Here is a 12,755-nt window from a genome sequence, read left to right as displayed (position 1 = left end):
TCTAAACCTATGTTATTCAACAACATAGTTGTCTGTCCCTTCTATAAACATAAAAAAGAACAAGATTTTCTCTTGTTCTTTTTAAGACAACCATTTCGGCGGTACATTCGTATTCCAATAAATATTTCCTAACTCATGATGTCCAGAGTATCCATCATCAAAACGGTGATAATGGAAATTAAAATAATAACCATCTTGCGGCGGATGATCTCTTCTTACATGGAAACGCAATAAATCATTTCCTGATTTCGTATCATAGACGTGAAAAATCTTTTCATTATTTCCACCAGCTGGTTTTTGAGAAATCGCTAATGATTGTAGTGAGTCTTCTGGTACATCACTAGCAAGCTCAGCAATTGCCTCTTCAATTTTCGGTAATATTACATCTTTAAATTCATCTTCAATTACTGGACCAATTTTAGTACCAAACTTTTGCATCGACTGCTTCTCTGCTTCTTGCATTGCATAAGTAATAAAAGTATCGGTGGTTAACCTGTCATTCGTTTCTTCATATGTATAGGACGTGCTCTCCAAACTTTGTTGCCCAGCTGTGCTTGTAGGCTTGTCCGCAGCTTTGGCATTATCAAGCAATATGGAAGGAGGCGTCACTAAACCAAATGTAAATACGGTAATTAATGCGACTAAGGTTTTTCTAAACCAATTTGGCATTTATGTTCCCTCCCCTTTCACTCATTATTTTTTATATAACGGTGGTTTCTTCTATTATACAAAATGATTATAATTTTTGCACTTTACAATTTTGTTAACGTTCACATATTTTTCACTTGAATATGAAATTGTAAGATTTCATACAATATTAATACCACAATATTGAGGAGGCACTTAAATGACTTTAGATGTCATGTATTCCGCCGCAAGCATACTCGTTTTAGTATATTTTATTTATCAATGTGTTACAGACTAGAAAAAGAGCCGTCAATGGCTCTTTTTTAATGGTAAAAATACAATCCATACAATTAAGAAAATAAAAACAAAGCCACCAATCACAGCTGGCAATAAATAAAACTGGGCAAGTATAACTATTCCATACAAGAGTATTGCTGGTAGTAGTAAATAACGATCTGCCTTCCACCTTAGCAAAAGTAATTTTCCTTCTTCACAATATAAATGAAGAAACATTTTTTTCGTAAATTCATTCCAATAATCACGCGCATAGCGAGAAATTGCAACTACAGCAAATACAAGAACAATAGCTGCAATCCACCTTGGAGTCATGATTATACTTGCAGTACTCATACATACAATTTGAATATAAAATATTCGTGCAGTACTTGTACGGAAAAATTCTTTCAAAAAAGATTCGACAATACGAGAATCTGCTTTTTTCCTAATAGTCTTTTAGAACGCGGAAACATCCACGGTTTTTTATTCGAGCTACTCGGTTTAGCCGCATGACCACCAACTTGCATAATTCCGCTCGTCCAGCGCATGCTTTCCTCTTTTTCTTTCTCGATTTCTTTAAAAAAGAACTTTTTATAATTCATTTTCTCTTTTACTAATACACTACTTAAGAAAATTACTAGACCGATAAATAGAATTGAATAATATAGATTTTTATAAATAAAAAATAAACTAATTCCAAAAAAGGACAAGCTCATAGAAAATACTACATTTTTTACAATCCATAAAACCCATCGTTTCCCCACCTGTACATGAATAAATCTTGTTAACAACGACAACATAAATCGAAATATAGTAAAGAATACCCAAAATAATACGACTTGTATCTCTGTTACTCCGATACTTTTCATCAACACTGGTAACATAATAACGACTACTATTACATTCGTTATCGCTATTCGAACAAATGTGTACATCATGCCATACTGGACTAATTTTCGCATATGTGTTGCATACGAAATTAAAAATAAACTATCCGCTTGCTCAAAAAATGAACGAACTCCTCTCGGATATGTTACTAGATAAAATGCGAGTAATCCTAATCCGAAATAAATCGTCTCTTCCATTGATAATTCATTTATCCATAGTGACCTATAATAGATTCCCATAAATATAAGTGTTGGAATAATAATATATAACGCGACTGTCCAATCTGTTACCGAACATATAGACTTCCACTTCCGCTGGAGCTCATGACATAATCTTTTATAAAATTGTTGTTTAATCATGTTGTTCACGCCTTACAATTATATCAAAGCAGTCTAGTAATGAGCTATCCGGCATTTCCGCTAACATTTGAATAGATTCTAAATGTCCATCTGCGACTAATGTACCTTGTGAAATGAGTAAAAATCTTTCACAAATTTTTTCAGCAGTATCCAATACGTGCGTACAAAGTAAAATTCCTGCTCCGCGCTCTTTTTCTTTATATAAATAACTTAAAAACTCTTTCGTAGCTACTGGATCTAAACCGATAAAGGGTTCGTCAATTATATAAAAATCTGGCTCAGTTAAAAACGCCAATATTAGCATCGATTTTTGTTTCATACCTTTTGAAAACTTTGATAAATATTCATGTTTATGCTTATCCATTCGAAAAGTATGTAATAATTGTCCCGCTCTTTCTTCCCAGCTTCCCATTTCACTTCCACGAGCTGCCATTAATAATTCAATATGTTCCCAGAGCGTCAAGTAATCATAGTATGTTGGATGTTCTGGTACGTATGCATACGGATTTTTCTTTTCACCGAATGATATTTCACCGTCCATATTTACAAGTAATCCGAGCATCGTTTTTATCGTCGTACTCTTCCCAGCACCATTTGCTCCAATAAGAGCAACTAGTTCACCTTTTTCGATAGAAAAAGCTATATCACGAATTGTTTTTTCGCCTATTTCATATCCAGCTGAGCGGATATTTACTTCTAACATGCATTTCCCCTCTTTCCATTTCCAATACAATCAAGGAAAAGAATAACATATAACTATCTATATATCATTATAAAATATTTATTTTTATAGCAGGAAAAAACATTTTTTAACAGAATACTAAATGTTTGATTACATTTTATTGGAGTGGATAATATGTCTTTTCAAATTCGTGAAGCAACGATAGATGATATAGACGCACTTTGTTCTTTAACGAAAGAATTAAAAGGTTCCTCTATTTCCTATGAAGATATGAACAATCGATTACAATTCGTACAAATGAGTCCGTTTGATTTTCTATATGTTTACGAGGAAGAAGAAGCTATATTTGGATTACTTGGATTTCGTATACGTGAAAATTTAGAAGATGTAACACGTTATGGAGAGATTTCAATTATTAGCGTTGATTCTAACATACGACGTAAAGGCATTGGACAAGTGTTGATGGATTATGCAGAACAATTAGCAAAGAAACACAATTGCATTGGCACATGGCTAGTTAGTGGAACAAAAAGAGTAGAAGCTCATCCTTTTTACAAAAAATTAGGATATGAAGTAAATGGCTACCGATTTGTAAAACATTTTTAAACTACTTATAAATTGAAGGGACTATAACTATGACAAACATTAAAGCAATTTTCATTGATCGTGACGGTACAATTGGTGGTGACACTACAATACATTATCCAGGATCTTTTACATTATTTCCATTCACAAAAACATCCTTGCAAAAACTAAAAGCTAAAAATATAAAAATTTTCTCTTTCACAAATCAACCTGGGATTGCAGATGGAATAGCAACTGTAGCCGATTTTGTACAAGAATTAGAAGACTTCGGTTTTGATGATATTTATGTATGTCCTCATAAACACGGTGATGGTTGTGAATGCCGTAAACCAAGTATAGGCATGCTGCTTAAAGCAGCAAAAAAACACAGGCTTGATTTAACACAATGTGCTGTAGTTGGTGATCGCTGGACTGATATTGTTGCAGGAGCAAAAGTAAATGCGACTACGATTCTAGTCCGAACAGGCGCTGGGTATGATGCTTTGCATACGTACCGAGACAAATGGGCACATATTGAACCAAACTACATTGCAGATAACTTTGAAGATGCAACAAACTGGGTTTTAAATCAACTATAATACAAATGAAGATTTTGATTCACTCGAAATAATTTAAAACATAGTTAAAATATCCTTTTTGGAAAATAATTGTCTTCCACAAAACGGATCACCTCAAAAGGTAGCAAGTTACCTTTTGATACGCAAACATTGCAATTCAGATTGTATTTTTTATTACTAACAGCAATTAACGTAAAGAAGGAATAGCTTAGTGGCTATCCCTTCTTTATTGACTTCTATTATTTACATTTGTTATTTGTTTTTATTGAGTATTCTCATCGTTTTTATACTCCAGAATATCCCCTGGCTGACACTCCAAAGCTTTACATATCGCTTCTAATGTTGAAAAACGAACCGCTTTTGCTTTCCCATTTTTCAAAATAGAAAGATTCGCCATCGTAATTCCAACCTTCTCCGAAAGCTCCGTTACACTCATCTTTCGTTTTGCTAACATGACGTCAATATTAATAATAATTGTCATATCTGCCACCTCAGACTGTCAAATCATTTTCTGATTTTATGTTAATTGCCTCTTGTAGAAGGCGTTGGAGGATAGCAGCAAAAACGGCGATAACGAGCGAAGCAAAAATGATAATAAGTCCCACTAATCCAATAGGAGGGTCCATTTTCTTCGCTATAAAATGAAAAAGTGGCGAACTTAATACATACAAACCACTGATTGTAATTGCACAGCGCTTTATATTCTTTAACGCCTTTACTGATAATTCCGAGAACGCTGTGTTCTCATCAATGTACTGTAAAAGATTGAAAGCCTGATAAAGAGCAACGTAAAAAGGCACAGCTGCTCCATACATCACAATGAAAACAAGATATTTCATCGGGGCAATATTAGGATACAAATTTGCTGCGAAATTCGCCATTTCCGGCACTAAAAATATGCATAAGGCAAGCACTGCAATTCCAGCAAGAAAAATAATTACTTTTAAGAACGTTGTTGAACTTCGTTTAAGATTCATTTATAATACCTCACTTATTTAATGACAACATAATTTTACCACATCATTTATTGTTTAACAATAAATAAATATCGTTTTTTCATTATTGTCATACTTTTTAATTTCGGCAAAAATAAAAAAGAATTTCTCATTACAAAGAAATTCTTTTTCTTGAAAATGTCTCTTTCAACTTAATTTTTTAAAACGTTAATTCGTAATGGAAATAACGATTATCTCTCAAATAACCATTTTCAGCGTATAATCGTTGTGCTGATAAATTATCAATCTCTGTTTGTAATTTTACACCTTTTGCTCCATTTTCTAATGCGTATTCTTTAGCAGCTTCTAATAATTTTTTACCTGTTCCGGCTCCACGCTTCGTCGCTTGTACAAATAAATCATTTAAAATCCATAATTCTTTCATTGAAATGGAAGAAAATGATGGATATAGTTGTGTGAACCCAATATATTCGCCGTCTTCAACTGCTACGAAAATAACGGACTCTTTTCTCTCAATTCGGTTTCGTAAAAATACTTTTGCCCCTTCTAAATCAGAATCCTGCCTATAAAACATGCGATAGTTATTAAAAACTGATGCTATTCCATCTAAATCTGCAATTGTTGCCTCATATATTCTCATTTTACTCCATTCCCCTTCCAATACTGTCTCATTATATCCGTTGCCCATTTAGGCTGGTGTATTTCTTCTTTCGGCATAAACTCTTTCATTATTGGTTTTATATCCAATATAGGAGTGCCATCAATAGCATCTAACCCCTCAACAATAATTGATTTACCTTCTCTTTGGATCACCTTTACAATTGTTACACCTATACGATTCGGACGATTTTTCCCGCGCTGTGCAAAAATACCTACTTCAGGATAATCCCTATTATTTCTAGGATGTCTAGCAAAATACTGAATTTGCTCGTCAGTTACCTTATGAAAATAAAAAACAACTTCAATATGAGAAAAATCTTCAATACCTTGTATACTTTCTTCTGCATACATTTCAGTTAAAATTATACGGGATCTTACTTCTCCCCACTCATCATCTTTTATTTCCTTTCTTTCATTATGTACAAATGCGATTGGTTGAACTGAAAACATACGCATTCCCCCTTATATGTAACCACTTACATTATAAAATATTTTCTGAATGTTTTCCAGATATACGAATTAAGTTTACATAATATAATTATAATCTATTTATCTAACGCTACCTTAACTGCTTCAATTGCATGTATATGAGTCGTATCAAATATCGGGACAGATACGTTTTCTTGCTTTATTAATAATCCTATTTCTGTACAGCCTAATATGATTCCCTGTGCCCCTTTTTGCACTAACTCTTCAATGACTCTTTTATAATATTCTCTAGATTGAGATACTATTTTTCCTAAACATAATTCTGTATATATTACTTCGTTTACTTTTTCTCTATTTGTTCCTGATGGTACTATTACTTTTATATCATGCTCTTCAATACGTGACTTATAGAAATCTTGCTCCATTGTATATTTAGTTCCAAGCAGACCAACCTTTTGAATGTCTTTTCTTTTAATTTCTTTTGCAGTTGCATCGGCAATATGTAAGACTGGAATATCAATTTTCTCCTTTATTTTTCCAACTACCTTATGCATTGTATTTGTACAAATGATTATAAAGTCTGCTCCTCCCTTCTGTAATGAATACGCCGCATTCGCTAAAACTTCACCTGCTCCATTCCAATCTCCTCTAGACTGGAATCTTTCAATCTCTTCAAAGTCCACACTATTAATCAAACATTTTGCTGAATGTAGCCCTCCTAATCTCTCTTTTATTTCTTCATTAATAATTCGATAATATTCAGAAGTTGATTCCCAACTCATACCACCTATAAGACCTATTGTTTTCATACAAACACCTACCTAAACTATTTTTATAAAACTAATAACAATGTTTTATTATGTATATTATATACAATAAAACAAGACTTTAAGTTTGGAATATAAAGTCTTGTTTTAACGGAAATATGGAAATAATAAAGAATAATTCTACTTTCATTTCCAAGGAAATTTTTATAGAATATTCTGAAATTAACAATCTGATGTTTTTATAAATTCTTTATACTTATAATTAAAACACTCTCGATACAGCTCTTTGATTTCATCATATGATGGAACACGTGGGTTATTAGCTGGGCTACCACTTTCAATTGCATCTGATGCCATTTTAGAAATAGCATTTTCAAATTCAATTTCATCGATTCCGTATTCTTTTAAATTTGGAATACGAAGATCAAAGCAAAGTTTTTTTATTTCCCCAAGCGTGTAGTCTGCTACTTCCTCATCAGAATTCGAATACAAATCCTTATTTAAGTTACGTCCAATTTTTGCTAACCTTTTCACTGCACTTGTTTTTGTAAACTCTAACACTGTAGGTAATAGTATAGCATTTGATATTCCATGCGGTACATGAAATAATGCTCCCACAGGCCTTGACATTCCATGAACTAATGTAACTGATGCATTAGAAAATGCAATTCCAGCTTGTAAGGAAGCAATCATCATCGCTTCTCTTGCCTCCATATTACGTCCATCTTCATATGCTATACGTAAATATTTCATAATACTTTCAATAGCTGAAAGAGCAAGTACATCTGTAAGTGGTTGTGAAAATTTAGAAATATAAGCTTCAATCGCATGACATAACGCATCTATTCCTGTTGCTGCCGTAATTTGTGGTGGTAACGAACTTGTCAAAACTGGATCTATAATTGCTACTTTCGGTATAAAACTAGGATGCTTCATCATCATTTTTACATCTGTTTTTTTATTCGTAATTACTGCTACACTTGTAACTTCCGATCCAGTACCAGAAGTTGTTGGAATTGCAATAAGTGGTAGTGGATTGTTTTCTATTTTAATATCCTTTTGGACATAATCCTCAACTTCTCCACCATTTGTATATAAAACCGCTACTGCTTTCGCAGCATCAATACAACTTCCACCACCAATACCGATAATAAAATCACACTTTTCCTCTTTACAAAGAAATAACGCTTCTAACACGTGTACATTTGTAGGCTCAGCATCCACTTTATTATATGTACTAACAGTAATACCTTTCTTATTTAGTTGTTGTATACACTTTTCAACATATCCTAATTTCTCCATAATTGTATCAGTAACTATAAAAGCTCTTTTCCCTAACTTTTTTGATTGTTCCCCCAGTTTTTCAAGCGAATTCCTTCCATATAATACCGACTTTGGCATACGAAACTCAGAAACTTCTTGCAAGTACTCCACCCCTTCTTATCCTAATTAATATTTTATGATATAAATTATCGATTTGATGAATCTTTACGATTCGAATTTTTAATAGAGTCCTGTTAAAGTATAGAACGCGATAACTAAAAATACAGCAACCGTTTTCAAAATAGTAATAGCAAATATATCTTTATATGACTGTTTATGTGTTAATCCTGTTACTGTAAGAATAGTAATAATAGCCCCGTTATGCGGTAGTGTATCCATTCCTCCTGATGCCATTGATACGATACGGTGCATAACTTCTAATGGAATATCAAATTGATTGGCCGCTGCAATAAATTTATCTCCCATTGCACTTAATACTATTCCCATACCTCCTGATGCAGAGCCTGTAATTCCAGCTAAAATATTCGTCGTTACTGCACCATTCACTAACGGATTTGTGAAAGTAGCAGAGATACCATCTCTCATAATTGCGAAGCCTGGAAGTGCTGCAATGACACCACCGAATCCAAACTCAGCTCCTGTATTCATCGTTGCAAGTAGCGCTCCACCAATACTTGTATTCAATCCAGCTTGGAAATCTGTTACTACTCGCTTCCAATATAATAATAACGTTGTTAAGATCCCTATAATAAGTGCCAATTCTACAGACCAAATTCCTACTACTGCACTTAATTCTACTTTTCCAAATGCTTTCATACCAATTGCAGAAAAATCAAAACCGCTTGGATACCACTTCGGGATCATAATAGTAAACACTTTATTCATTACACCTACTAAAATAAGTGGTATAAATGCAATAAGTTGTTGTGCTCTTGTGATTTCAATGTTATTAATTAATGGCATATTTTTTTGTTCTAATTGCAAAGATGCTGCCATTTCAGTATTTCCATCATTAAAACCAAAATATCCTTCACCTGCTGCTTTTGCCTTCTTACGTCTACTCTCTAAATATAGTAAACCTAATGTAAGAACAAAAATTGCTCCTACAATCCCAAGTATCGGTGCAGCATAAATATCCGTTTTAAAAAATGTTGTAGGTATTACATTTTGAATTTGTGGTGATCCAGGTAGTGCATCCATTGTAAACGTTACTGCTCCAAGAACAATCGTTCCAGGGATTAAACGTTTTGGAATATTAGCTTGTCGAAACAACTTAGCTGCGAACGGATAAACAGCAAACACTACTACATACACACTAACACCACTATACGTTAAAATAGCCCCCATTAATACAATCGCTAATATAGTACGTTTTTCACCAACTAACTCAATAATCGTTTTTGCGATAGAATCTGCAATTCCTGACATTTCCACTACTTTTCCAAATATTGCTCCTAATAAAAACACAGGAAAATATAACTTTATAAAACCAACCATTTTCTCCATAAAGATATTAGAAAAGAAAGGTAATACATAACTAGGTTCTGTCAAAAATACTGCAAATAATGCAAATATCGGTGCGAATAAAATAACAGAAAAGCCTCTGTATGCTACGAACATAAGTAAACTTAGTGCTAATAATATAATAACTAACTCCAATTTTACCCCTCCATTAAACAGAATATTCTAAATTTTTCTGATAAACTTCTACTAATCTTTTAATTCTGACATCCCTCCTCTTATTCATACAATTTTTTCATGCTAAAAATGTCTAATTATAAATATTCGATTACATATGAAAAATCCCTTTAAACAGAAACGAATTCCTCATCATACGTTATAAAGGGATTGCTAGCATCTATATTTACTAACTTATTAAACTTTTTTCTACACAAAAATGATACAGTTCTTCAACATCTTTCACTATGTAAGTCGCACTAACTTCAGTCAGTTCTTTCTCACAGCCATAGCCATATAAAACACCAATTGAAGCAATTCCATTCTGATTCGCACCTATTATATCGTGCTTTCTATCACCAATCATAACAATTCCTTCTTTATTAAGTTCATTTGTTTCTAAAATATGAACAATAATCTCTTCTTTTTTTATTCTTGTACCATCTAAATCAAATAGAAAGGTTTTATACATGTTTCATTCCCCACTCATTTTACTTTATAAGTAACCGATAACATCTTTTTCCTACTTCTCTCTCTATTATACTATCATTATTCACTTTTCTGAAAAATCACTTTTCCTATGTCACATACTTTCAGTTACAAAATACGATAGATATGATAAAGTAAAAAAGTTACAATTATTTTAATAGAAACTGGTGAAACAAATGTCAATTACTCTAATTTTTATAATGGTTTTCACAATTGTGATCCATGCAGTTGAAACAAGCTCTTATAGTATTCGATTAGCGGGGGTTCGTTTAAAGAAAATTGCTGTTGCATTATCCGTCGTAGGAATCGTATTACTCATTGCAAGAACTTCAAACTTACTACAAGCTTTTTTACTTGGCGGGATTGTCGACGAAGCAAAAGGAGATGCTTCTATTGATTTAGAGTATATTATACGTCTTGTACTATTATCTGCTTCTATCGGTACATTTCTTGCGATTATACTGTATCCAACTTTGACAAAACTATTTGGATATGTCATTCAAAACTTTGAAACAGACGGTTCTTTCATTCGAATGATGAAAACGAATAACATTCAAAAATTAAAGTACACAAAAAAATATGTCCGCTTTCCAAAGTTAGAAATGATTCATAGACTGCGTATCGGTGGTATTCCAAAGCGTATAATGCTTATTAACATGTTCGCTACTGCAATTTATACAGCGGGGGTCCTTTCCGCACTATATGCTTCTTTTTTAATTCCAGCTTTCGCAACAAAAGCCACTACAGCTTCTGGTCTTATTAATGGTTTTGCTACTATTTTATTAACAGTGCTACTAGATCCACGTATTGCTCTTTTAACAGAACGAGCTCTTCAATCAGAAGAAGGTGCTGAAGCAATGAGTAAAATGTATGCTTGGCTAATGATTTCTAGACTTTTTGGTACATTACTAGCTCAACTGTTATTTATACCAGGTGCTTACTGGATCACATGGATTATAAAACTTATGAATTAATTCACTCTCTAAAAAAAAGCAGGTGAGATAACAAATGACTATACAAACAGAGCAAGATGTCATTCACTTAATAGAAAACGACGACTGGATGATGAATGTATTACAAATGGCAAAATCACTAGAGCTACCTGATTGGTGGATTTGTGCCGGATTTGTTCGTTCTAAAATTTGGGATACTTTACATAGCTATAATGTCAGAACAGCTACGCCCGATGTCGATGTTATTTATTATGATCGTTTACATAAAGATGAGATAGATGAAAAATCATTAGAAACGAAATTAATGAATATGGATGCCACTATCCCTTGGTCAGTAAAAAATCAAGCTCGTATGCATATAATGAATAACATGCCGCCATATTCTTCTTCTGGTGATGCTATTTCTAAATTCCCTGAAACAGCAACGGCTTTAGGAGTTACACTTGATGAACTAAACAACGTTATCTTAACAGCCCCATGTGGTATTGAAGATGTCCTTTCCTTACAAGTGAAACCAACAGCTCATTTTCTTGAATCGAAAGAACGATTACATATGTACAAAAACAGAGTTATAAAAAAGAATTGGCAAAGTAAGTGGCCTAACATCACAATCACATATCCAGAAATTTAGAAAGGGTGCCTCTCATTTATAGAAGCACCCTTTTCTTCATTTCAAAAAATGTATGACTGTTTCTGCAAATCTATCTGCTTCCTCATAATGAGGTGAATGACCGCTCTCTTCAAATACGATATACTTGCCGTTTCGGGCATCTTTATTAAATGTTTTAATTTGTTCTTCACACGTTACTACATCATGTTTTCCTACTATTAATAACATTAGATTTTGTACATCTTTTATTTTTGATAATAATGATGTATGACATGCTCCCTCTAATTTTAATCTATCAAAGTGCATTTTGGAGCGATTTGAAAATATTTCCCACTCTTCATCACTGTATAAACTCTCGTCTGTCCTATCTTCCTTATTATTGTAAATCTCCATTCTTTTTTCTTCTAATTCAGCGCTTAATCTTATATAAGCTTCTAACAACTCTTCTGGACTAGCATCGCTAGATGAATAAGCAAGAGACTCTTCTGCTACTTCTTCTTTTCCATACTTTTTTAATAAATGCCCTGTCTTTTGCAACAAAGCTCTACTTGTTAATGCAAAATCAAAAGTTGGTCCTTCAAATATTATTTTCTCTATTGAACTTGGATATATCGAAGCATAAAGCAATGCTACATATCCACCGAAAGAATGTCCAATTATAGACCACTTCTCAATTTGCAATACTTTTTTTAATTCCTCACAGTCTTCAATCAAATCATTTAATCCAAAGGCTTCGTCTTCAGTAATTTCTTCTGAACGACAAACACCTCTTTGATCTATCATAATCACATATAAGAAATTTTTTAATCTTTCCGCTTGATGAAATGAAAAATCATAGCAGCTCTCTCCTGGTCCACCATGCAAATATAAGACTGGTTTATCTTGAGGATTTCCATGCGTTTCAACGTATAGCTTTTTCCCTCTAATATTCATGTATTTCCCTGCTTCTATCAAAT

At 33.1% G+C, this 12,755-nt stretch carries 14 protein-coding genes and 2 pseudogenes; 4 read left to right on the top strand and 12 right to left on the bottom strand.

Annotated elements, in window-relative coordinates; genetic code table 11:
* Positions 1 to 81: 81 nt before the first annotated feature.
* The 3 genes and pseudogenes from MHI26_RS11115 to MHI26_RS11105 all read right to left on the bottom strand — a co-directional run bounded on the left by MHI26_RS11115 (position 82) and on the right by MHI26_RS11105 (position 2,853).
* On the bottom strand, positions 82 to 669 hold the full coding sequence (locus tag MHI26_RS11115; protein WP_001134421.1) for a YpjP family protein: 588 nt from the start codon (positions 667 to 669) through the stop codon (positions 82 to 84).
* Between the two features lie 267 nt (positions 670 to 936).
* A pseudogene (locus MHI26_RS11110) lies at positions 937 to 2,150 on the bottom strand (ABC transporter permease).
* The gene (locus MHI26_RS11105; RefSeq protein WP_000895248.1) at positions 2,143 to 2,853 is read right to left on the bottom strand and encodes an ABC transporter ATP-binding protein; all 711 of its coding nucleotides are present in this window, start codon (positions 2,851 to 2,853) and stop codon (positions 2,143 to 2,145) included. Before MHI26_RS11105 ends, MHI26_RS11110 begins: the two are co-directional and overlap by 8 nt.
* A gap of 153 nt (positions 2,854 to 3,006) precedes the next feature.
* Between MHI26_RS11105 and MHI26_RS11100 the strand changes: the two genes are divergently transcribed.
* Together MHI26_RS11100 and MHI26_RS11095 are read left to right on the top strand one after the other, a co-directional pair.
* On the top strand, positions 3,007 to 3,438 hold the full coding sequence (locus MHI26_RS11100; protein WP_000009776.1) for a GNAT family N-acetyltransferase: 432 nt from the start codon (positions 3,007 to 3,009) through the stop codon (positions 3,436 to 3,438).
* 29 nt (positions 3,439 to 3,467) lie between these two features.
* Positions 3,468 to 3,995, top strand: coding sequence for an HAD-IIIA family hydrolase (locus tag MHI26_RS11095; RefSeq protein ID WP_000181779.1), 528 nt, complete (start codon positions 3,468 to 3,470; stop codon positions 3,993 to 3,995).
* Positions 3,996 to 4,236: 241 nt separating this feature from the next.
* Here MHI26_RS11095 and MHI26_RS11090 read toward each other — a convergent pair whose 3' ends face one another.
* The 8 genes and pseudogenes from MHI26_RS11090 to MHI26_RS11055 form a co-directional block, all read right to left on the bottom strand.
* Positions 4,237 to 4,455 (bottom strand): helix-turn-helix domain-containing protein, encoded by a 219-nt coding sequence (locus MHI26_RS11090; RefSeq protein WP_000152534.1) that lies wholly within the window; start codon positions 4,453 to 4,455, stop codon positions 4,237 to 4,239.
* A gap of 10 nt (positions 4,456 to 4,465) precedes the next feature.
* Positions 4,466 to 4,951, bottom strand: a complete 486-nt coding sequence (locus MHI26_RS11085) for a DUF2975 domain-containing protein (protein WP_001050147.1) — start codon at positions 4,949 to 4,951, stop codon at positions 4,466 to 4,468.
* 178 nt (positions 4,952 to 5,129) lie between these two features.
* Positions 5,130 to 5,570 (bottom strand): GNAT family N-acetyltransferase, encoded by a 441-nt coding sequence (locus MHI26_RS11080; RefSeq protein WP_001223851.1) that lies wholly within the window; start codon positions 5,568 to 5,570, stop codon positions 5,130 to 5,132.
* Positions 5,567 to 6,040, bottom strand: coding sequence for an SAM-dependent methyltransferase (locus tag MHI26_RS11075; protein ID WP_000493249.1), 474 nt, complete (start codon positions 6,038 to 6,040; stop codon positions 5,567 to 5,569). Before MHI26_RS11075 ends, MHI26_RS11080 begins: the two co-directional genes overlap by 4 nt.
* 95 nt (positions 6,041 to 6,135) lie before the next feature.
* On the bottom strand, positions 6,136 to 6,828 hold the full coding sequence (locus tag MHI26_RS11070) for an aspartate/glutamate racemase family protein (RefSeq protein WP_000848577.1): 693 nt from the start codon (positions 6,826 to 6,828) through the stop codon (positions 6,136 to 6,138).
* 180 nt (positions 6,829 to 7,008) lie between these two features.
* On the bottom strand, positions 7,009 to 8,211 hold the full coding sequence (locus MHI26_RS11065; protein WP_001158666.1) for an iron-containing alcohol dehydrogenase: 1,203 nt from the start codon (positions 8,209 to 8,211) through the stop codon (positions 7,009 to 7,011).
* A gap of 78 nt (positions 8,212 to 8,289) precedes the next feature.
* Positions 8,290 to 9,729: a GntP family permease gene (locus tag MHI26_RS11060; protein WP_000424325.1), complete on the bottom strand. Its 1,440-nt coding sequence runs from the start codon at positions 9,727 to 9,729 to the stop codon at positions 8,290 to 8,292.
* 208 nt (positions 9,730 to 9,937) lie between these two features.
* A pseudogene (locus tag MHI26_RS11055) lies at positions 9,938 to 10,198 on the bottom strand (HAD hydrolase-like protein); the annotation flags it as partial.
* Positions 10,199 to 10,412: 214 nt separating this feature from the next.
* On the opposite strand from MHI26_RS11055, the gene MHI26_RS11050 reads away from it, so the two are divergent.
* Positions 10,413 to 11,210 (top strand): lipid II flippase Amj family protein, encoded by a 798-nt coding sequence (locus MHI26_RS11050; RefSeq protein WP_000028919.1) that lies wholly within the window; start codon positions 10,413 to 10,415, stop codon positions 11,208 to 11,210.
* A 34-nt stretch (positions 11,211 to 11,244) separates the two neighbouring features.
* A complete protein-coding gene (locus MHI26_RS11045) occupies positions 11,245 to 11,820 on the top strand; it encodes a nucleotidyltransferase family protein (RefSeq protein ID WP_061665973.1) in 576 nt (191 codons plus the stop codon).
* Between the two features lie 36 nt (positions 11,821 to 11,856).
* Here MHI26_RS11045 and MHI26_RS11040 read toward each other — a convergent pair whose 3' ends face one another.
* Positions 11,857 to 12,732 carry an alpha/beta fold hydrolase gene (locus tag MHI26_RS11040; RefSeq protein ID WP_061665972.1) on the bottom strand — a complete coding sequence of 292 codons (876 nt, stop codon included), beginning with the start codon at positions 12,730 to 12,732 and terminating at the stop codon, positions 11,857 to 11,859.
* Positions 12,733 to 12,755: the final 23 nt, after the last annotated feature.

Origin of the sequence: Bacillus sp. FSL K6-1218, assembly GCF_038006445.1 — a bacterium.
GTDB lineage: Bacteria > Bacillota > Bacilli > Bacillales > Bacillaceae_G > Bacillus_A > Bacillus_A thuringiensis_S.
The sequence above is the reverse complement of the archived record's forward strand: the minus strand, read 5'-3'. Positions and strand labels throughout refer to the sequence as shown.

Excerpts from the sequence above, each read along its gene's own strand:
- MHI26_RS11095 (WP_000181779.1), top strand. The coding sequence starts at position 3,468 with ATGACAAACATTAAAGCAATTTTCATTGATCGTGACGGTACAATTGGT.
- MHI26_RS11075 (WP_000493249.1), bottom strand. The coding sequence starts at position 6,040 with ATGTTTTCAGTTCAACCAATCGCATTTGTACATAATGAAAGAAAGGAA.
- MHI26_RS11070 (WP_000848577.1), bottom strand. The coding sequence starts at position 6,828 with ATGAAAACAATAGGTCTTATAGGTGGTATGAGTTGGGAATCAACTTCT.
- MHI26_RS11100 (WP_000009776.1), top strand. The coding sequence starts at position 3,007 with ATGTCTTTTCAAATTCGTGAAGCAACGATAGATGATATAGACGCACTT.
- MHI26_RS11050 (WP_000028919.1), top strand. The coding sequence starts at position 10,413 with ATGTCAATTACTCTAATTTTTATAATGGTTTTCACAATTGTGATCCAT.
- MHI26_RS11105 (WP_000895248.1), bottom strand. The coding sequence starts at position 2,853 with ATGTTAGAAGTAAATATCCGCTCAGCTGGATATGAAATAGGCGAAAAA.
- MHI26_RS11115 (WP_001134421.1), bottom strand. The coding sequence starts at position 669 with ATGCCAAATTGGTTTAGAAAAACCTTAGTCGCATTAATTACCGTATTT.
- MHI26_RS11085 (WP_001050147.1), bottom strand. The coding sequence starts at position 4,951 with ATGAATCTTAAACGAAGTTCAACAACGTTCTTAAAAGTAATTATTTTT.
- MHI26_RS11080 (WP_001223851.1), bottom strand. The coding sequence starts at position 5,570 with ATGAGAATATATGAGGCAACAATTGCAGATTTAGATGGAATAGCATCA.
- MHI26_RS11045 (WP_061665973.1), top strand. The coding sequence starts at position 11,245 with ATGACTATACAAACAGAGCAAGATGTCATTCACTTAATAGAAAACGAC.
- MHI26_RS11040 (WP_061665972.1), bottom strand. The coding sequence starts at position 12,732 with ATGAATATTAGAGGGAAAAAGCTATACGTTGAAACGCATGGAAATCCT.
- MHI26_RS11090 (WP_000152534.1), bottom strand. The coding sequence starts at position 4,455 with ATGACAATTATTATTAATATTGACGTCATGTTAGCAAAACGAAAGATG.